At 71.3% G+C, this 17,853-nt stretch carries 17 protein-coding genes and 1 pseudogene; 13 read left to right on the top strand and 5 right to left on the bottom strand.

The genetic code is table 11. From position 1 onward, the window contains the following. Positions 1-15 precede the first annotated feature (15 nt). Positions 16-462, top strand: coding sequence for a nitroreductase family deazaflavin-dependent oxidoreductase (locus tag ACFVV1_RS24565; protein ID WP_389992884.1), 447 nt, complete (start codon positions 16-18; stop codon positions 460-462). 70 nt (positions 463-532) lie between these two features. Here ACFVV1_RS24565 and ACFVV1_RS24560 read toward each other — a convergent pair. Next, positions 533-652, bottom strand: a pseudogene (locus tag ACFVV1_RS24560) (flavodoxin family protein); the annotation flags it as partial. A gap of 124 nt (positions 653-776) precedes the next feature. Then, complete coding sequence (locus ACFVV1_RS24555) at positions 777-2,015, bottom strand: MFS transporter (RefSeq protein WP_389992881.1); 1,239 nt, start codon at positions 2,013-2,015, stop codon at positions 777-779. A gap of 118 nt (positions 2,016-2,133) precedes the next feature. Between ACFVV1_RS24555 and ACFVV1_RS24550 the strand changes: the two genes are divergently transcribed. From ACFVV1_RS24550 to ACFVV1_RS24535, 4 genes are all read left to right on the top strand, one after another. After that, positions 2,134-2,610, top strand: a complete 477-nt coding sequence (locus ACFVV1_RS24550; protein ID WP_389992879.1) for a winged helix-turn-helix transcriptional regulator — start codon at positions 2,134-2,136, stop codon at positions 2,608-2,610. A gap of 136 nt (positions 2,611-2,746) precedes the next feature. Beyond that, positions 2,747-3,424, top strand: a complete 678-nt coding sequence (locus ACFVV1_RS24545) for an ABC transporter permease (protein WP_389992877.1) — start codon at positions 2,747-2,749, stop codon at positions 3,422-3,424. After that, the gene (locus ACFVV1_RS24540) at positions 3,421-4,098 is read left to right on the top strand and encodes an ABC transporter permease (protein ID WP_389992874.1); all 678 of its coding nucleotides are present in this window, start codon (positions 3,421-3,423) and stop codon (positions 4,096-4,098) included. Before ACFVV1_RS24545 ends, ACFVV1_RS24540 begins: the two co-directional genes overlap by 4 nt. Next, entirely contained in the window at positions 4,095-5,048 is a 954-nt protein-coding gene (locus ACFVV1_RS24535; protein WP_389992871.1) for an ABC transporter substrate-binding protein, read from the top strand. The genes ACFVV1_RS24540 and ACFVV1_RS24535 overlap by 4 nt, the downstream gene beginning before the upstream one ends. A gap of 77 nt (positions 5,049-5,125) precedes the next feature. Here ACFVV1_RS24535 and ACFVV1_RS24530 read toward each other — a convergent pair whose 3' ends face one another. Beyond that, complete coding sequence (locus ACFVV1_RS24530) at positions 5,126-6,100, bottom strand: acetylxylan esterase (protein ID WP_389992868.1); 975 nt, start codon at positions 6,098-6,100, stop codon at positions 5,126-5,128. Between the two features lie 324 nt (positions 6,101-6,424). Between ACFVV1_RS24530 and ACFVV1_RS24525 the strand changes: the two genes are divergently transcribed. After that, entirely contained in the window at positions 6,425-6,700 is a 276-nt protein-coding gene (locus ACFVV1_RS24525) for a DUF2087 domain-containing protein (protein WP_389992865.1), read from the top strand. Positions 6,701-6,745: 45 nt separating this feature from the next. Here ACFVV1_RS24525 and ACFVV1_RS24520 read toward each other — a convergent pair whose 3' ends face one another. Further along, positions 6,746-7,909 carry an ABC transporter ATP-binding protein gene (locus ACFVV1_RS24520; RefSeq protein ID WP_389992862.1) on the bottom strand — a complete coding sequence of 388 codons (1,164 nt, stop codon included), beginning with the start codon at positions 7,907-7,909 and terminating at the stop codon, positions 6,746-6,748. A gap of 106 nt (positions 7,910-8,015) precedes the next feature. On the opposite strand from ACFVV1_RS24520, the gene ACFVV1_RS24515 reads away from it, so the two are divergent. Then, entirely contained in the window at positions 8,016-9,311 is a 1,296-nt protein-coding gene (locus tag ACFVV1_RS24515) for an alpha/beta fold hydrolase (RefSeq protein WP_389992859.1), read from the top strand. 68 nt (positions 9,312-9,379) lie between these two features. Here ACFVV1_RS24515 and ACFVV1_RS24510 read toward each other — a convergent pair whose 3' ends face one another. Next, positions 9,380-9,952, bottom strand: coding sequence for a rhodanese-like domain-containing protein (locus tag ACFVV1_RS24510; RefSeq protein ID WP_389992856.1), 573 nt, complete (start codon positions 9,950-9,952; stop codon positions 9,380-9,382). Positions 9,953-10,052: 100 nt separating this feature from the next. Here ACFVV1_RS24510 and ACFVV1_RS24505 point away from each other — a divergent pair, with 100 nt between their 5' ends. The 6 genes from ACFVV1_RS24505 (at position 10,053) to ACFVV1_RS24480 (ending at position 17,720) form a co-directional block, all read left to right on the top strand. Then, positions 10,053-10,331, top strand: a complete 279-nt coding sequence (locus ACFVV1_RS24505) for a metal-sensitive transcriptional regulator (RefSeq protein WP_389992855.1) — start codon at positions 10,053-10,055, stop codon at positions 10,329-10,331. A 349-nt stretch (positions 10,332-10,680) separates the two neighbouring features. Beyond that, positions 10,681-11,412: a PIG-L deacetylase family protein gene (locus ACFVV1_RS24500; protein ID WP_389992852.1), complete on the top strand. Its 732-nt coding sequence runs from the start codon at positions 10,681-10,683 to the stop codon at positions 11,410-11,412. A gap of 138 nt (positions 11,413-11,550) precedes the next feature. After that, complete coding sequence (locus ACFVV1_RS24495) at positions 11,551-14,235, top strand: beta-N-acetylglucosaminidase domain-containing protein (protein WP_389992849.1); 2,685 nt, start codon at positions 11,551-11,553, stop codon at positions 14,233-14,235. A 205-nt stretch (positions 14,236-14,440) separates the two neighbouring features. Continuing rightward, the gene (locus ACFVV1_RS24490) at positions 14,441-15,409 is read left to right on the top strand and encodes an NADPH:quinone oxidoreductase family protein (protein WP_389992847.1); all 969 of its coding nucleotides are present in this window, start codon (positions 14,441-14,443) and stop codon (positions 15,407-15,409) included. Further along, on the top strand, positions 15,406-16,593 hold the full coding sequence (locus ACFVV1_RS24485) for an acyl-CoA dehydrogenase family protein (RefSeq protein ID WP_389992844.1): 1,188 nt from the start codon (positions 15,406-15,408) through the stop codon (positions 16,591-16,593). Before ACFVV1_RS24490 ends, ACFVV1_RS24485 begins: the two co-directional genes overlap by 4 nt. Then, a complete protein-coding gene (locus ACFVV1_RS24480; RefSeq protein ID WP_389992842.1) occupies positions 16,590-17,720 on the top strand; it encodes an acyl-CoA dehydrogenase family protein in 1,131 nt (376 codons plus the stop codon). Before ACFVV1_RS24485 ends, ACFVV1_RS24480 begins: the two co-directional genes overlap by 4 nt. The last annotated feature ends 133 nt before the right edge of the window (positions 17,721-17,853 follow it).

Genomic DNA, 17,853 nt, shown 5'->3' with positions numbered 1-17,853 from the left:
GATGGGACAGATGCCATGCCTCTCAAGGGCGAGTACGAGCCGAGCCCCGCGCAGTGGGTCCGCGACCAGGTCGAGCTGTTCGAGCGCTCCGGTGGGACGGAGGGGACCACGATGAGGGACCTGCCGGTCATCATCCTGACCACCCGCGGGGCCAAGAGCGGCAAGATCCGCAAGACCCCGCTCATGCGGGTCGAGCACAACGGCTCGTACGCCGTGGTCGCCTCGCAGGGCGGCGCCCCCAAGCACCCCGTCTGGTACCACAACATCGTGGCCGACCCCCGCGTGGAACTGCACGACGGCCCCGTCCGCCAGGACATGAACGCCCGTGAGGTCACCGGCGACGAGAAGGCCCTGTGGTGGCAGCGCGCGGTCGAGGCGTACCCCGACTACGCCGACTACCAGCTCAAGACCGACCGGCAGATTCCGGTCTTCGTCCTGGAACCGGCGGCCGAGCCGCACTGACGACCGCGCGGGGAGGAGCGGCCCGCACGCCCGCCGCGCCCCTGGACGCAGTCTCGTGAGCCGGGCGCGGTCAGCGGTGCTCCGGGTCGGGACAGTCCGAGCGGCAGCCCGCATCCCACGCGGAGCGCTGGTTGCCGTGGGCCGGAATGCCATGCGCACGCCTCGGCATCGTGGCGAGATGCATCAGCGTGAACCCCGGTCCACCGTCATGTGCGGCCGCACCGGGCGGTAGGCGCGCGGATGCCCCCTGCGCAGCAAGTCCGGCTCCCGGTCCCGCCCGGCCTGCCGCGCCGGTGCGGTGGGCGCCGCCCCGGTCATCCGGCGGATGCGCTCGGCGCTCCGGTCGTGCCTGCCGCAGGCGATTCCTTGCGGGTCGCCGCCCACACGAGGAGCGCGAGTGCGCTGATCGCGGCGCCGAGAACGCACACCGCACCCCATCCGGCCCTCGCGTATACGGTCGTCGAGGCGAGCGCGCCCGCAGCACTGCCGACCGAGTAGAAGACCATGTAACCGCCGATCAGACGGCTGCCCGCGTCGGGACGGACCGCGTAGATCAGGCTCTGGCTGGTGACATGGACGGCCTGCACGGCGAGGTCGAGGACGACCGCGCCGATCGCCAGTGCCCACAGCGACTGCCGGGTGAGGGAGAGGGGGAGCCACGACACGGTGAGCAGGGCCAGTGCGACGCCGGTTGTCCACCTGGCGAGGCCGCGGTCGTGCAGGCGCCCGGCCGGAGCGGCCGCGAGCGCGCCCGCCGCCCCCGCGAGCCCGAACGCTCCGATCGCTGTGTGCGACAGCGACAGCGGGGGTTCGCTCAGTGGCAGCGCGACGCAGCTCCACAGGGTGCTGAAGGCGGCGAAGATCAGCAGGGCGAGCAGAGCTCGGACGCGGAGTACGCGTTCCTCGGCGAACAGGACGAGTGTCGAACGCAGCAGCTGCAGGTATCGCATGGATGTGGGTGGTGCAGCGCGTCGTGGCAGCACGCGATGCAGGGACAGGGTGAGCGCGAGGGTCAGTGCCGCCGATGTGAGGTAGACCGTTCGCCAGCCCGCCAGGTCGGCCAGTGCACCGGACATCGTGCGGGCCAGCAGGATTCCGATGACGATTCCGCTGGTGACGAGGCCGACCGCGCGGCCGCGTCGGTCCGGGGCGGACAGCGACGCGGCGAACGCCACGAGGGTCTGCGTCACCACGGCGAGAAAGCCCACCGCGGCCAGGGCGGTCAGCAGGATCGGTGCGGTGGTCGCGGTCCCGGTTGCGATGAGTGCCGTCGCCAGCAGTACCAGCTGGGTCACGACGAGGCGCCGCCGGTCGACCAGATCGCCCAGGGGCACGAGCAGGAACAGCCCGAGGCCGTACCCGATCTGGGTGAGGGTGACGACGATGCCGACGCTCGCCGCACTGATCCGGAAGTCCCGGCTCAGGGTGACGAGCAGGGGTTGCGCGAAGTAGACATTGGCCACCGCCAAACCGGACGCGACCGCGAACAGCAGTGTCGTGCGTCCGGACAGGGTGCGAGCCGGTGTCCCCCCGTTTGCCGTCTCGGATCGCATCGTTCTCTCGCTGCCGGCCACGTGACACCCTTCGATCGAGTTGGTTGCATGTTGCTACCAGGGTGACCGTAGCCGTACCTGGTAGCATGTTGCAACCGATGGTCTGAGGGAGGACGGCATGGTCAAGCGGACACGCTTCGACGAGAGCGACTGCCCGGTGGCTCGTTCGGTCGACGCGATCGGCGACTGGTGGTCGCTCCTGATCGTCCGCGACGCGTTCGACGGCAGTCGCCGCTTCGGGGAGTTCCAGCGCAGCCTGGGCGTGGCGAAGAACATCCTCGCGTCGCGCCTGCGCGATCTGGTCGCGGGCGGCATCCTCGACATGGCTCCGGCGGCCGACGGCAGCGCATACCACGCATACGTGCTGACGCCCAAGGGCAGGGATCTCTTCCCGGTCATCGTGGCGTTGCGGCAGTGGGGCGAGGGTCACTTCTTCGATCCCGGCGAAGCGCACTCGGAGATGGTCGACCTGCGGCACGGCCGTCCGCCCCGGGCGCTGGAGGTCCACTCGGCCGACGGGCGGCAGCTCGGACCGGACGACATCACGGTGAAGAAGGTCGAACGCCCCGCGGACGCGGCAGCAGCATCCGAATAGGCTGCAGTGCCGCACGCTTCGGTGGTGCCGCCACCCGCCCGTCCGTCCGCGCCACACGCGTACGACCCCCGCACGATCCCCCCGGACAGTCGATCAGGACGCGCGTCCGTCCGCCCTCCCGCGCTCCAATGGACGGGTGACCGCGCCTCCCGACGACTGCCTCGCGCGCAATGAGTGGCTCTGCGGCGCCTACCTGACCAGCCGTCGCGAGATTCTCTGGGACGCCGTCGTCCAGCACGTGCAGCTCACCGCGGTCTCCGTACTCCTCGGGCTGGTCCTCGCCGTTCCGCTCGCCCTCGCGGCGCGCCGCCGGCGCTGGGCGGCCGGCCCGGTCCTCGGCGTGACGACCATCCTCTACACCGTGCCGTCGCTCGCCATGTTCTCGCTGCTGCTGCCGGTGTACGGACTCTCCGCCTCGCTCGTCGTCGCCGGACTCGTCCTGTACTCGCTCACCCTCCTCGTAAGGAACATCCTCGCCGGACTGCGTGCCGTGCCCGCGGAGACCAGGCAGGCCGCACGCGGCATGGGGTACGGCCCCGTGCGTCTGCTCGTCGCTGTGGAGCTTCCCCTGGCCCTGCCCGCCGCCATGGCCGGACTGCGTATCGCGACCGTCTCCGCGGTCTCCCTGGTCACGGTCGGCGCGATCGTCGGGTACGGCGGACTCGGCAACCTCATCTACTCCGGGATGAACACGTACTTCAAGGCCCAGGTGCTCACTGCCTCCGTCCTCTGCGTCGTCATCGCCGTCGCCGCCGATGTGCTGCTTCTTCTCGCGCAACGAATCCTGACCCCGTGGACCCGGAGGCGGTCGTGAGCACCCTCGCCGCCGCCTGGTCCTGGCTCACGACCCCGGCGCACTGGTCCGGCGACGGCGGCATCTGGAACCGTCTCGGCCAGCATCTGTTCCTCACCGTCGTCTGCCTGCTCATCAGCTGTCTGATCGCGCTGCCCATCGCCCTGGTACTCGGCCATCTCGGCAAGGGCGGCGCGCTCGCCGTCAACATCTCCAACATCGGCCGGGCCGTCCCCACCTTCGCCGTGCTGGTGCTGCTGCTCCTCTCCCCGATCGGTGGGCACGGCGAGTGGCCGACCGTCATCGCCCTCGTCCTCTTTGCCGTACCGCCACTGCTCACCAACGCCTACGTCGGCATGCGCGAGGTCGACCGCGACGTCGTACGGGCGGCCACGGGAATGGGTATGACGGGCAGACAGGTGATGCTGGGAGTGGAGGTGCCGCTCGCCCTGCCCCTGATTCTCACCGGCGTACGGATCGCCGCCGTCCAGCTCGTCGCCACCGCCACCCTCGCGGCGCTGGCGGGCGGCGGGGGACTCGGCCGCATCATCACGGCGGGCTTCAACCTCGCCTCGACCGCGCAGGTGGTCGCCGGGGCCGTGCTCGTAGCCGCCTTCGCCCTGATCGTCGAAGGGCTCTTCGAAGTGGTACAACGCCTCGCCCCCGGCCGGTTCCGCGGCGAGGAATCAGGATGAGGCCGCGAACGGCCCTCCCCGTGCTCCTCGCGATCCTGCTGTCGGCGAGCGCCTGCACCACCGGACCCTCTCTGGAGAACCAGGGCGAGGTCACCGCACCGCCGGGCGACAGCAAACACCTCACCATCGGCTCCGCGGGCTTCACCGAGAGCGATCTGCTCGCCCAGATGTACGCGCTGCTGCTCGACCGGGCCGGCTACTCCACGAAGATCATCTCCGTCACCAACCGGGAGATCTACGAACCGGCGCTGGAGAGCGGCCAGATCGACGTCGTGCCGGAGTACGCGGCCACCTTCGCGGACTGGCTGAACGCCAAGAAGAACGGCGCCGACGCAGCCCCCGTCGGCTCGCCCGACCTCGCCGCCACGATGAAGGCCCTGCGCGCCCTCGCCGCACCCCGTGGCCTCACCGTCCTCGACCCCGGGCACGCCGTCGACCAGAACGCCTTCGCGGTCGCCGCCCCGTACGCGGCGAAACACCACCTGAAGACCCTCAGCGACCTCGGCGGATCCCAACTGCCCGTGCGTCTGGCCGCCGGCGACGAATGCGTACAACGCCCCTACTGCGCACCCGGTCTGAAGAAGACGTACGGCATCCGCATCACGGCCGTGGACCCCAAGGGCGTCGGCACCACCCAGGCCAAACAGGCCGTCCAGAACGGTCAGGACCAGATGGTCCTGACCACCACCACCGACGCCACCCTCGACGTCTTCGGCCTCGTCCTGCTCGCCGACGACAAGCACCTGCAGAACGCCGACTACCTCGTCCCCGTAGTCAACCGGTCCCGGGCGGGCAGCGAAGGCGTACGCAAGGCGCTGGGCAAGCTCAACACCGTACTGACGACCGCCGACCTGGCCCGGCTCAACGAGCAGGTCGACAGCTGGCGACGGCTGCCCGAGGACGTGGCACGCACCTACCTGGAGTCCAAGAACCTCGTCCCGCGCGGCTAGGAGGGCGCTGAAGATCTCGGCCGGGCACGCGACGCCCGGCCAAGATCTTCAGCACCCTCCAGGGCCCTTCTTCGGGATCAGGCCGTCAGCTTCCCGGGCAGCCAGCCCAGCTGCGCGGCCTCCTGGAACGGCCCGCCGCCCTCGTGATCGTTGAAGTCGTACACCTCGATGGCCTTGTCCTGGTGGGCGTACGCGTTGAAGGCGGCGAAGACGGTCGAGGGCGGGCAGGTCATGTCCTCCAGAGCCGTCGAGAACAGCGCCGGTGCACGCCCGCGTGCGGCGAAGTGCACCCCGTCGAAGTAGGACAGAGTGGCCCTCGCCTGTTCGGCCCGGCCCCGGTGCGTCTTGAGGTAGTTGCCCACCTCGCGGTACGGGTTGCGGTCGGTGACCGTCAGCGCACGCGGGAAGTCACACAGGAACGGGACGTCCGGCGCGATCGCCACGAGGTCGGGTATCAGCCCGCCGACGGCGAGCGTGATGCCACCGCCCTGGCTCTCGCCGGTCGCCGCGGTGCGTGCCGCGTCGGTCAGGGGATGCGAGCGCGCCGCCTCCACCGCCCGTACCGCGTCGGTGAACACGCGCCGGTAGTAGAACCCGTGCGGGTCCTCGATGCCCCGGGTCATGAAACCGGGGTACGAGGGAGCGCTGCCCACCGGGTCGGGGGTGTCGCCGACCTGCCAGCCGCTGCCCTGGCCCCGGGTGTCCATCACGAAGTGGGCGAAACCGGCCGACGCCCAGAGCAGATGGGTGTGGGCCAGGCCCCGCCCGCCGCCGTAGCCGATGAACTCCACGACCATCGGCAGCGGTTCGGTGGTGCCCGCCGGGAGGACGAACCAGCCCTTGACCGGGTGCCCGCCGAAGCCCGCGAACGTCACGTCGTACACGTCGACGGTGCTCAGCCCCGTGCCCGTACGCAGCTCGAACCGGGCGTCGAGGTCGTGGGACCTGGCCTCGTCGAGGGTCTTCGACCAGAACGCGTCGAAGTCCTCCGGCTCCACCGAACGGCTGCGGTAGCCGCGCAGCTCGTCGGGGGGCAGATCGAACAGGGACATGCGGAACCGCCTTCTTCGCAGGGGTGAGTGGTCACCTGTGGGGATGGTTGATCACACCGTACGGGTGCGGCCGGCGCGCGGACGAGAGTGCCCTTGCGCCGGCAGGAAGCTGTGTCCGAACTCTTGACGGGCACCGGGCCGGCCCTCGCCGTACTCGTCCATGCGCATTGCTCATACGCGTTGGCTGATCCGAGGAACCATGGTGGAACCATCGACCGCCCCGCCGAGGACGTCGCCTTCCTGGCACACGGCATCCGCCATCCGGCCCGCGGGCCGCCTCGAAACACCTTGCCCGCAGGCCGGAGGCCTGCGACGCTCCCTCTCATGCCTGACAACGACTCAAGCGGTGCGCACCAGGTCGCGGCGCTCTTCTCGCACGGCCGTCTGACGGCGATCCCCCGCAAGACGGCACGCCGCGAGCAGTTGCTGGTCCACCTCACCGAGACGCTCTTCGAGCGGGACCGGACCTACACCGAACGTGAGGTCAACGAGGCACTGCTCACGGTGCACGAGGACTGCTCGGCGCTGCGCCGCTACCTGGTCGTCGCCGGTCTGCTGGTCCGCCCCAAGGACGGCAGCAGCTACCGGCGCGGGCGGTAGGGCGAGTCCTGACCGGCGCGTGGCGTGCGACGCACAGCGCGCGCCCTACGCGTCCGCCACCGAGTCGAACTGCACCTCGTCCCGGCCCACTCCCTGCGCATCGGCGTCCACCGAGCGGCGCAGCGCCTCGTGGAGTTTGGCCGGGGTCAGCACGCCGAGGAACCGTGACCCGTCCAGCACCGCGACCCACCCGGCGTCGTGCTGGAGCATCTCGCCGAACGCCTGCTTCAGCGGCGCACCGACCGGCACCCAGGCGTCCATCCGGCGGGCCAGCTCGCCGACCGTGCCGTGTTCCCCGGCGATCCGCAGCGCGTCCGCCGACACCCAGCCGTGCAGGTCGCCCTCGCCGTTCAGCACCACCGCCCAGCGGGCACCCGCACTGCTCAGCCGTGCCGCCGCCGATCTCACCGGCTCGTTCAGCCGGGCGACCGGCGGCTCCTCCAGATCGTCCGGCTCGATCGTGGTGACCGAAAGCCGCTTCAGACCCCGGTCGGCGCCCACGAACTGTGCCACATACGAGGTCGCGGGAGACCCGAGCACCGCCCCCGGGCTGTCGAACTGCTCGATGCGCCCCGCCCCGTAGACCGCGATCCGGTCACCCATCCGGACCGCCTCCTCGATGTCATGGGTGACCATCAGGACCGTCTTCCTGACCGTCGCCTGAAGACTCAGGAATTCGTCCTGCAGCCGCTCCCGCACCACCGGGTCGACCGCGCCGAACGGCTCGTCCATCAGCAGCACCGGCGGGTCGGCGGCCAACGCCCTCGCCACGCCCACTCGTTGACGCTGCCCCCCGGAGAGCTGGGCGGGGTAGCGGGAGCCGTACGTCTTCGGGTCGAGGCCCACCAGATCCAGCAGCTCGGCCGCCCGCTCGCGGGCCCTCGCCCGCTTCCAGCCGACCAGGGAGGGGACCGTCGCGGTGTTGTCGAGGATCGTACGGTGCGGGAAGAGACCGACCTGCTGGATGACATAGCCGATCCGGCGGCGCAGTGTCACCGGATCGACGCCGGAGATGTCCTCGCCGTCGACCAGGATCCGGCCCGACGACGGCTCGATCAGCCGGTTCACCATCATCATCGTGGTGGTCTTGCCGCAGCCGGACGGTCCGACCAGCGTGACGAGTTCCCCCTCGGCGACCTCGAAGGAAAGACCGTCGACCGCTCTCGTACCGTCCGGATAGACCTTGCTGACCTGCTCGAACCGGATCATGCCTGCACGGTAGGAGGCCCCCGGGCGTACCGCACACGGGCCGCGACTGTCCGTGTCACGGCCATGTGCTGAACTGTCCGTGGAACATCTGATTCAGGAGCACCTTGTGAGCAGCTACCGGCACCCCGGCATCGTCTTCACCGACCGCTATTTCACGGTCCCGCTCGACCACACCGATCCGGGCGGTGAGCGGATCGAGGTCTTCGGCAGGGAGGCCGTGGCGAGCGGCAAGGGCGGCGAAGAGCTGCCCTGGCTGGTCTATCTGGAGGGTGGCCCCGGCTTCGGCGCCAGGCGCTTCATCGGTACGGAGGCATGGCTGGGACGGGCGGTGGAGGAGTTCCGGGTTCTGCTCCTCGACCAGCGCGGCACCGGCCTGTCCACCCCGGCCAACCGGCAGACCCTGCCGCTGCGCGGCGGTCCGCGCGAGCAGGCCGACTACCTCACCCACTTCCGGGCCGACAACATCGTGCACGACTGCGAGCTCATCCGCACGAAGCTGACCGGTGGCGAACCATGGACGGTCCTCGGTCAGTCCTTCGGCGGCTTCTGCGCCGTCCGCTATCTGTCGGCCGCCCCCGAAGGGCTCAGGACCGTCCTGATCACCGGCGGGCTGCCCTCGCTCGACGCACACGCCGACGACGTCTACCGGGCCGCCTACCCGCGGATCGAGCGCAAGGTCGCCGCCCACTACGCCCGCTACCCGCAGGACGTCGAGCGTGCCCGGGAGATCACCGCTCACCTCGCGGAGCACCGCCCGGAAAGCGCGGGCCACCGGCTGACGCCCGAGGGGTTCCAGTCCCTCGGCATCATGCTGGGCGGCGGCAACGGCAGCCACCAGCTGCACTACCTGCTGGAGAACGCCTTCGTCCGTACGCCACTGGGCACCGAGCTCTCGGATACGTTCCAGGAGGCGATGCGCACGGCGAGTTCGTTCGCCGGGCATCCGCTGTACGCGCTGATGCACGAGGCGATCTACGGCCAGGGCGAGCGGCCCACCGGCTGGGCCGCCGAGCGGGTCCGTGCCGAGTTCCCCCAGTTCGACGCGGCCGCGGCGCTCAAGGGCGACGGCCCGGTGCTTTTCACCGGTGAGAGCATCCACCCCTGGCACTTCGAGGTCGACCCGGCGCTGCGCCCGCTGCGCGAGACCGCCGAACTGCTGGCCTCCCGTACCGACTGGGCGCCGCTCTACGACACCGAGCGGCTGGCCGCCAACGAGGTGCCGGTCGCCGCAGGCGTCTACCACGACGACATGTACGTCGACACCGGGCACGCGCTGCGCACGGCGGCGGCGATCCGCGGGCTGCGTACCTGGGTGACCAACGAGTACGAGCACGACGGGCTGCGCGCGGGCGGACCGCGCGTACTGGACCGGCTGCTCGCCCTGGTCCGGGACGAGGTCTGATCCGTTCCCGCGAACGGCAGGAGCCGGTCACGCGGGTGCGTGACCGGCTCCTGCCGTCGCTCGGTGTGTCAGCTCTGGAGGGCGTCCAGCGTCGCGTCCAGGTTCGCGGCCGAGCGCGGGGCCCGGTTGTACGGAAGCTTCGACAGGGCCGCCGCCATCCCGCACGTGTTGGTCACGGCGGAGAAGACGAGCCCGGAGCCGATGCCCGCGGAGATCCACCGGGCGGCCGGGAAGCGCACCCCGGCCAGCAGGCCGGCCACCACCAGCGAACCCGCGGCGAGCCGGACCTGACGCTCCATCGGCCAGGTCGGCCGGGCCCCGGCCGGACGGTCGAGATCGCGGCCCTCGCCCTCCCAGGCCGAGGTGCCGCCGGACAGTGTCACGGTGTCGATGTCGGCCGCGGCGAGAATGTCGCAGGCCCGGGTGGAGCGGACGCCGGAGGCGCACACCACGAGGAGCGAGCCGCGGGCAGCGGCGGACTTCAGGGCGGGCACGGCCTCGGGGAGGCGGTCCAGCGGGATGTTCAGGGCACCGGGCACGTGCCCGGAGGCGTACTCGCCGGGGGCCCGCACATCGATGACGGTGAACTCCGCGAGACGGGCTGCGGCCTGGGCGGGGGAGAGGGAGACGGGGCTGGTCACGAGCAGTTGATTCCTTTCGTTCACCGGGGCCGAGGAGGAACTCGGTCGCTCCCGCCCCATGCGGTTAGAATACCCCTTGGGGTATCAGGAGGAGGATGTTGTGGAACTCGACATGGCGGCCGAAGAACTGAAGTCGGTTCTCAATCGTCTTCGCCGCGCGCAGGGCCAGCTCGCCGGGATCATCAGGATGATCGAGGAGGGCCGGGACTGCGAGGACGTCATCACGCAGATGGCGGCCGTTTCCCGGGCGCTCGACCGGGCCGGTTTCGCGATCATCGCGACCGGCCTGCAGCACTGCATGGCCGACGGCGGCAGTGAGCCCGCGGACCGGGACCGGATGCGGGCACGGCTGGAGAAGCTCTTTCTCTCGCTGGCCTGACCGAGGACCAGGGGGCGATGCCGTGAACGGGGCGCTCTCGCTGGCCTGACCGAGGACCAGGGGGCGATGCCGTGAACGGGGCGATCACCGCCCAGTCCGGCGCGGCGGGCGTGGCGAGGCGGGTGACCAGGGCGGCCGTGGAGTTCACGGGTCCTCGCCCCGCGCTCGAGCGGCTGCGAGGCCCGCGAAGCCGGACCTGCGGAACGAACGGAGCGAGGCTGCGTCGCCCGCCTGATCGACGCCGATACCCCGAGGAGTGTTCTGGATCTTGTGAGACCTACGCGCCGCCGCCGCAGGGGGGTGCGCGGAAGGCGAGCGGGCGCCGATCGCCGGCGGCTAATCTGCCGGCATGACGGAGCAGCTGACGCCCATGCCCGCGGACTGGCGGCGTGCCCTCGCCGTGGTCGCGCACCCCGACGACCTGGAGTACGGCTGCGCGGCGGCGATCGCGGACTGGACCGATGGCGGGCGCGAGGTCTCCTACCTCCTCGCCACCCGCGGCGAAGCCGGCATCGACTCGCTCTCCCCGGAGGAGTGCGCACCACTGCGCGAGCGGGAACAGCGGGCGAGCGCGGCGGTCGTCGGCGTCACCACCGTGGAGTTCCTGGATCACCGCGACGGAGTGATCGAGTACGGAATCCCGCTGCGCCGCGACATCGCCGCGGCCATCCGCAGGCACCGCCCCGAACTGGTCATCACGCTCAACCACCGCGACACCTGGGGCGGCGTCGCGTGGAACTCCCCGGATCACCGGGCGGTCGGCCGTGCCACCCTGGACGCCGCGGCCGACGCGGGAAACCGCTGGATCTTCCCGGAGCTGACCAGGGCGGGGCTTTTGCCGTGGAACGGGGTGCGATGGGTCGCGGTAGCGGGGTCGGCCACCCCCACCCACGCCGTCGACGCGGCGCCTGGACTGGAGCGGTCTGTGGAATCGCTGCTGGCGCACCGTACGTACATCGAAGGGCTGACGGAGCAGAACCCCGAGGCGTACTGCCGTTCCTTCCTGACCGGACACGCGCAGTCCGCGGCCGAGCGGTTCGGTGGCCGCCCCGCCGTCACGTTCGAGCTCTTCGCCCGCTGAAAGCGGGCCCGGGCAGGGCAAAACTCCAGGTCCAGGTGTTGATGTTGTCCAGACCATTGACATGCAAGCGACACGATGTTGAATTCAGTGTTGTCGTGTTGTGCGACTCCGGTGACTTGAGTGATCAATGGAGGACCTGTGACGCCTCGCCCATCCCGTTTCACCGCGCTCGGCACGGCGGCGACCCTGCTGGCCGGCGGTCTGCTGGCCGCGGTGCCGCCCGCCCAGGCAGCCGACGGCCCCGGGACCGCCGTACCGGCGAAGTCCGCGGCGGGGCAGCGGACCCCCGCCATCACGCCGACCCCGCAGTCGGTGCGGAACCGACCCGACCGGGTCACCATCAGCCCCACCGTCACCGTGGTGGCGGGCGCAACCGCCGACGAGCCGTCCCTCAAGGTGGTGGAGACCGCGCTGCGCCGGGCCGGTGCACAGCGCGTCGTACGCAGCGACAGACCCGGCAGGAGCGGGCTCACCGTCCAGGTCGGTGACTCCGCCGCGCTCGCCGCCCAGCACCTCGACGGCCCGTCCGAACTGCCCGCCGACGGCTATGTGCTCGGCATCGGCGCCGACCGCATCGTCCTCGCCGGCAAGGACACCACCGGCACGTACTACGCCGCGCAGACCCTGCGTCAGGTTCTGCCGCAGGTGAAGCATCCGGGTGCCGAGGTCGCCGGACTCGCCGTACGCGACTGGCCCGGCACCGCACTGCGCGGCGTCATCGAGGGCTTCTACGGCACCCCGTGGTCGCACGAGGCCCGGCTCGACCAGCTCGACTACTACGGCGAGCACAAGATGAACATCTACGTGTACTCGCCGAAGGACGACGCGTATCTCCGGGCGAAGTGGCGCGACGCCTACCCCGCCGACCAACTGGCCCGGATCAAGGAGCTCACCGACCGGGCCGTCGAACGGCACGTGGAGTTCACGTACGCGCTCTCGCCCGGCCTCTCCGTCTGCTACAGCTCGGACGCCGACGCCAAAGCCCTGGTCGACAAGTTCCAGACGATCTGGGACATCGGCGTACGGACTTTCGCCATTCCGCTCGACGACATCAGCTACACCGACTGGAACTGCGCCGAGGACAAGGCGAAGTGGGGGACCGGCGGGGGCGCGGCGGGCGCGGCGCAGGCCTATCTGCTCAACCGGGTCAACAAGGAGTTCATCGCCACCCACCCGGGCGCCCAGCCGCTCCAGATGGTCCCCACCGAGTACTACAACGTCTCCGCGTCGCCGTACAAGAAGGCGCTGGCCGAGCAGCTCGACCCCGGTGTCCTGGTCGAATGGACCGGCGTCGGCGTCGTCGCACCGACCATGACCGTCGCGCAGGCCGAGGCCGCCCGCACGGTCTTCAACCACCCGATCCTTACGTGGGACAACTACCCGGTCAACGACTACGCGACCAACCGGCTGCTGCTCGGTCCGTTCAACGGGCGCGAGAAGGGCCTGCCCGGCAAGCTGGCCGGGATCACCGCCAACCCGATGATCCAGCCGTACGCCTCGAAGATCGCGCTCCATACCGTTTCCGACTACGCCTGGAACGACGCCGCGTACGACGCGCGCACCTCATGGGGCGAGGGGCTGAAGGAGTACGCGGGCGGCGACCCCCGTACCGAGAAGGCGCTGCGGGCCTTCGCCGACGTCAACTACAGCTCCGCCCTCAACAAGGACCAGGCCCCCGAGCTGGCGGCCGAGTTCGCCCGCTACTGGGAGTCCGGCGACGCCGCGCGGCTCACTTCGGTGCTCGGCGCGCTCGGTTCCGCACCCGGCCGGTTGCGCGGCAGCCTCCCGGACCGCGGCTTCATCGCCGACTCCGGCCCCTGGCTGGACGCCACCGGGTCCTGGGCCACGGCCGCCCGTACCGCCCTGCGCATGGTCGAGGCGGCCCGCGCCGGAAAGGGTGCGCAGGCCTGGGAGCTGCGGCAGCAGCTGCCCGCACAGGTCGCCGCGGCGAAGTCGTTCACCTACACCGGGCTGGACGGCCGCAAGGTGCCGGTCCTCGTCGGTGACGGCGTGCTGGACCGGTTCATCGACGCCGCGAGCGCCGAACACGACCGGATTCTCGGCGTGAGCGGTCGGCCCTCGGCAACGACGAGCCTGGGCACGTACCAGAGCAACACGGTCGCCCGGATGCTGGACGGCGACGACTCCACCTACTTCTGGAGCGACCGCGCGCCCGCCGCGGGCGACCAGGTCACCCTGGACCTGGGCCGAGTGCGGGACATCGGCGACATCACCCTCGCCATGGCCAAGCCCGGCAGCACCGACGACTTCCTCCACCAGGGCGTGCTCGAATACTCGGCCGACGGGCAGAACTGGCAGCAGCTCACCGCCTTCTCCGGAAAGCCGGACGTCACCGCGACCGCGCCCGCCGGAACGAAGGCCCGCTATGTACGGGCGCGGGCGACCGCCGGCCAGGACAACTGGCTCGTCGTACGGGAGTTCAGCGTCCCGGCCGAGGACGGCGCGGTCACCGGGGGCCCGCCCGCCGCGACCGGATCCTCGCTGCGGGCGGCGTCCGACGGGGACCCGGGAACGGTCTACCGGGCGGCCCGCGCTCCGGAGGCCGGGGAGGCGCTGGAGATGGGGCTCGCCGCCGCGCGCCCCGTGCGGTCCGTCACCGTCCTGCAGCCGGCCGGGTCCGCCGGGCGCGCCGACATCCAGCTGCGCGGCACCGACGGAGCGTGGCAGACCGTCGGCGCGCTCGTCGGCCCGTACGCCGAGGTGCCTGCCGCGGGCCGCACCGCCGACGCGGTCCGCCTGGTCTGGCGCGCGGGGTCGGCGGCGCCGCAGATCGCCGAAGTGGTGGTGGCCGGCCAGGACTGACGCCCGGCCGTCGGGTCACGGCCGGGGCCGCACCGGCCCCCGTCGAACACGCCCGGTCCGGCCCGAAGCGCTTCGGGCCGGACCGGGCGCAGCCATGCCCACCTCCGGCCGGAACCGGCAGCGGCAGGTTGTTTCCAGAGAGGCAAGCAACCGCTTAGTATGCGCCGGAGCAGTGGTAATGCCGACAGTGTTGTGGAGGCCCCTCATGCAGGCATGGCGAGTACACCGGAACGGCGAGCCGAACGAGGTGATGCGGCTCGAAGGGACCGACCGGCCCACAAGCGGCGCCGGGCAGGTGCTTATCGAGGTGCTCGCGGCGGACGTCAACTTCCCCGACGCGCTGCTCTGTCGCGGCCAGTACCAGGTGCGGCCGCCGCTGCCGTTCACGCCCGGGGTGGAGATCTGCGGCCGGACGCCGGACGGCCGGCGGGTGCTCGCCACGCCCGCCCTGCCGAACGGCGGATTCGCCGAGTACGTCGTCGCGGACGAGGCGTCCCTGCTGCCCGCCCCGGAAGCCCTGGACGACGCCGAGGCCGCCGCTCTGCACATCGGCTACCAGACCGGCTGGTTCGGCCTGCACCGCAGGGCACATCTCCAGGCGGGCGAAACGCTCCTGGTCCATGCGGCGGCCGGTGGGGTCGGCAGCGCGGCCGTGCAGCTCGGCAAGGCCGCCGGAGCGACCGTCATCGGCGTCGTAGGAGGTCCCGAGAAGGCGAAGATCGCCGGCGGGCTCGGCTGCGACCTGGTCATCGACCGCAGGAGCGAGGACATCGTCGCCGCCGTGAAGGAAGCCACCGGCGGGCGCGGCGCAGATGTGGTGTACGACCCGGTCGGCGGCGACGCGTACGCCAAGTCCGTGAAGTGCGTCGCCTTCGAGGGCCGGGTGATCGTCGTCGGCTTCGCGAGCGGAGTCATCCCCACCCCGGCGCTGAACCACGCCCTCGTCAAGAATTATTCGATCGTCGGACTCCACTGGGGTCTGTACAACACCCACGATCCGGCCGCCGTCCGCGCCTGCCACGACGAACTCACCCGTCTCGCGGCCGAGGGAGTCATCAAGCCGCTGATCAGCGAGCGCGTCGGGATGGACGGGGCCGCGGCCGCCGTCCAGCGGGTCGCCGACGGCACCAGCACCGGCCGGATCGTCGTCCTCCCGTCAGGAGCCGCCCGATGACGCCCCCCGACGCGGCCGAACTGCGCCGCCGCACGCAGGAGCTGCTCGCCGCACATCCCCCGGGCACCATCGACCGCACCGCGTTCCTCCAGGCCCGCTTCGACGCCGGACTCGCCTGGGTGCACTACCCGGCCGGCCTCGGCGGCCTCGACGCACCGCGCTCCCTGCAGTCCGTCGTCGACGCCGAACTCGCCGCCGCGGGCGCGCCCGACAACGACCCGCGCCGGATCGGCATCGGCCTCGGCATGGCCGCGCCCACCATCCTCGGCTACGGCACCGACGAGCAGAAGCGGCGCTTTCTGCGGCCGCTGTGGGTCGGCGAGGAGGTCTGGTGCCAGCTCTTCAGCGAACCGGGCGCCGGCTCCGACCTCGCCGCGCTCGCCACCCGCGCCGTCCGTGACGGCGAGGACTGGGTGGTCGACGGACAGAAGGTCTGGACGTCCAGCGCCCAGCTGGCCCGCTGGGCGATCCTCATCGCCCGCACCGACCCTGACCAGCCCAAGCACCGCGGCATCAGCTACTTCATCTGCGACATGACGGACCCCGGCGTCGAGGTGCGGCCGCTGCGCCAGATCACCGGCGAGGCCGAGTTCAACGAGGTCTTCCTGACCGGCGTACGCATCCCGGACAGCATGCGCCTCGGCCCGGTCGGCGAGGGCTGGAAGGTCGCCCGGACCACTCTGATGAACGAGCGGGTCTCCATCGGCGGGGCACGCATCCCCCGCGAGGGCGGCATGATCGGCCCGGTCGCCCGCACCTGGCGCGCACGCCCCGACCTGCGCACCCACGACCTGCACCAGCGCCTGCTGAGCCTCTGGGTCGAGGCCGAGGTCGCCAGGCTCACCGGCACCCGGCTGCGCCAGCAGCTCGTCGCCGGACAGCCCGGCCCCGAGGGCTCCGGCATGAAGCTCGCCTTCGCCCGCCTCAACCAGGAGATCAGCGGACTGGAAGTCGAACTCCTCGGCGAGGAAGGCCTGTTGTACAGCGACTGGACGATGCGCCGCCCGGAACGCGTCGACTTCACCGGACGTGACGCCGGATACCGCTATCTCCGCTCCAAGGGCAACTCCATCGAGGGCGGCACCAGCGAGGTACTGCTCAACATCGTTGCCGAGCGCGTCCTCGGCCTGCCCGCCGAGCCGCGCAACGACAAGGACGTCCCCTGGAAGGACCTGGCCCGATGACCGCGCCGACCGAAGAGACCCAGGTACCCGATCTGCTGTACTCGGAGGCCGAGGACGATCTGCGGGCAGCGGTGCGTTCGCTGCTCGCCGACCGGTGCGACGCGCCGGCGGTGCTCGCCCGCATCGAGTCCGGCACGCCCTACGACCAGCGACTCTGGAAGGCCCTCGCCACCGACATCGGCACGGCCGGACTGCTGGTGCCCGAGGAACTGGGCGGGCAGGGCGCCGGCCACCGCGAGGCCGCAGTGGTGCTGGAGGAGCTGGGGCGCGGCGTCGCCCCCGCGCCGTATCTGACGAGCGCGGTCGTCGCCACCGAGATCCTTCTCGCGCTGGGGGCACTGGACGGACCGGTCACCGAACTGCTCCGCGACCTCGCCGCCGGACGCAAGGTCGCGGTCCTCGCCGTACCGTTCTCCGCCCCGTCGCCCGGCGCCGCGCAGCCGGCCGGTGTCGTGGCCGACGCGCTGGAGGGGACCGTGACCGGCGTCGCCGACGCGCCCGCGGCCGATGTGCTGCTGGTCCCCACGACCGACGGTCTGTACGCGGTGGAGACCGGCGCCGAAGGCGTCACCGTCGAGCCCCTCGTCCCGCTCGACCTGACCCGCCCGCTCGCCACCGTCACCCTCGCCAAGGCCCCCGGAACCCGCCTGGCCGACGGCGCGTCCGCGGTCTTCGCCGTGCGCCGGGGCCTGCTGGCGGGCGCCGGACTGCTCGCCTCCGAGCAGCTCGGACTCGCCGAGTGGTGCCTGACCGAGACGGTCCGCCACACCCGCGAACGACACCAGTTCAACCGGCCCGTCGGCTCGTTCCAGGCCCTCAAGCACCGTATGGCGCAGCTCTGGCTGGAGGTCGTGTCGGCCCGTGCCGCCGCGCGGAACGCCGCGGACGCCCTCGCGACCGGCAGCCGTGACACGCCCTTGGCGGTGGCTGTCGCGCAGGCGTACTGCTCGAAGGTCGCGGTGCACGCGGCGGAGGAGTGCATTCAGCTGCACGGCGGCATCGGCATGACCTGGGAGCACCCGGCGCACCTGTACCTCAAGCGCGCCAAGGCCGACTCGATCGCGTACGGCACGGCCGGACACCATCGCGAGGCCATCGCCGAGCTGGTCGATCTGCCCGCGCCATAAGGAACACCCCGCGGTGCGGCGGTAGTTGGGAGCGGAGGTGCGGGTCGGCGCACCTCCGCTCCCTCGTTCCGGCGTCCAGTGGGGTATCGGGCATCCCTTTACCTGTTGTTTAATTGCGACTGGTTCGCAATAA

Source organism: Streptomyces sp. NPDC058092, assembly GCF_042884935.1.
Classification (GTDB): domain Bacteria; phylum Actinomycetota; class Actinomycetes; order Streptomycetales; family Streptomycetaceae; genus Streptomyces.
The sequence above is the reverse complement of the archived record's forward strand: the minus strand, read 5'-3'. Positions and strand labels throughout refer to the sequence as shown.

Coding starts and splice junctions, on each gene's coding strand:
- ACFVV1_RS24565 (WP_389992884.1), top strand. CDS start 16: ATGCCTCTCAAGGGCGAGTACGAGCCGAGCCCCGCGCAGTGGGTCCGC.
- ACFVV1_RS24555 (WP_389992881.1), bottom strand. CDS start 2,015: ATGCGATCCGAGACGGCAAACGGGGGGACACCGGCTCGCACCCTGTCC.
- ACFVV1_RS24550 (WP_389992879.1), top strand. CDS start 2,134: ATGGTCAAGCGGACACGCTTCGACGAGAGCGACTGCCCGGTGGCTCGT.
- ACFVV1_RS24535 (WP_389992871.1), top strand. CDS start 4,095: ATGAGGCCGCGAACGGCCCTCCCCGTGCTCCTCGCGATCCTGCTGTCG.
- ACFVV1_RS24530 (WP_389992868.1), bottom strand. CDS start 6,100: ATGTCCCTGTTCGATCTGCCCCCCGACGAGCTGCGCGGCTACCGCAGC.
- ACFVV1_RS24525 (WP_389992865.1), top strand. CDS start 6,425: ATGCCTGACAACGACTCAAGCGGTGCGCACCAGGTCGCGGCGCTCTTC.
- ACFVV1_RS24520 (WP_389992862.1), bottom strand. CDS start 7,909: ATGATCCGGTTCGAGCAGGTCAGCAAGGTCTATCCGGACGGTACGAGA.
- ACFVV1_RS24500 (WP_389992852.1), top strand. CDS start 10,681: ATGACGGAGCAGCTGACGCCCATGCCCGCGGACTGGCGGCGTGCCCTC.
- ACFVV1_RS24490 (WP_389992847.1), top strand. CDS start 14,441: ATGCAGGCATGGCGAGTACACCGGAACGGCGAGCCGAACGAGGTGATG.
- ACFVV1_RS24485 (WP_389992844.1), top strand. CDS start 15,406: ATGACGCCCCCCGACGCGGCCGAACTGCGCCGCCGCACGCAGGAGCTG.
- ACFVV1_RS24480 (WP_389992842.1), top strand. CDS start 16,590: ATGACCGCGCCGACCGAAGAGACCCAGGTACCCGATCTGCTGTACTCG.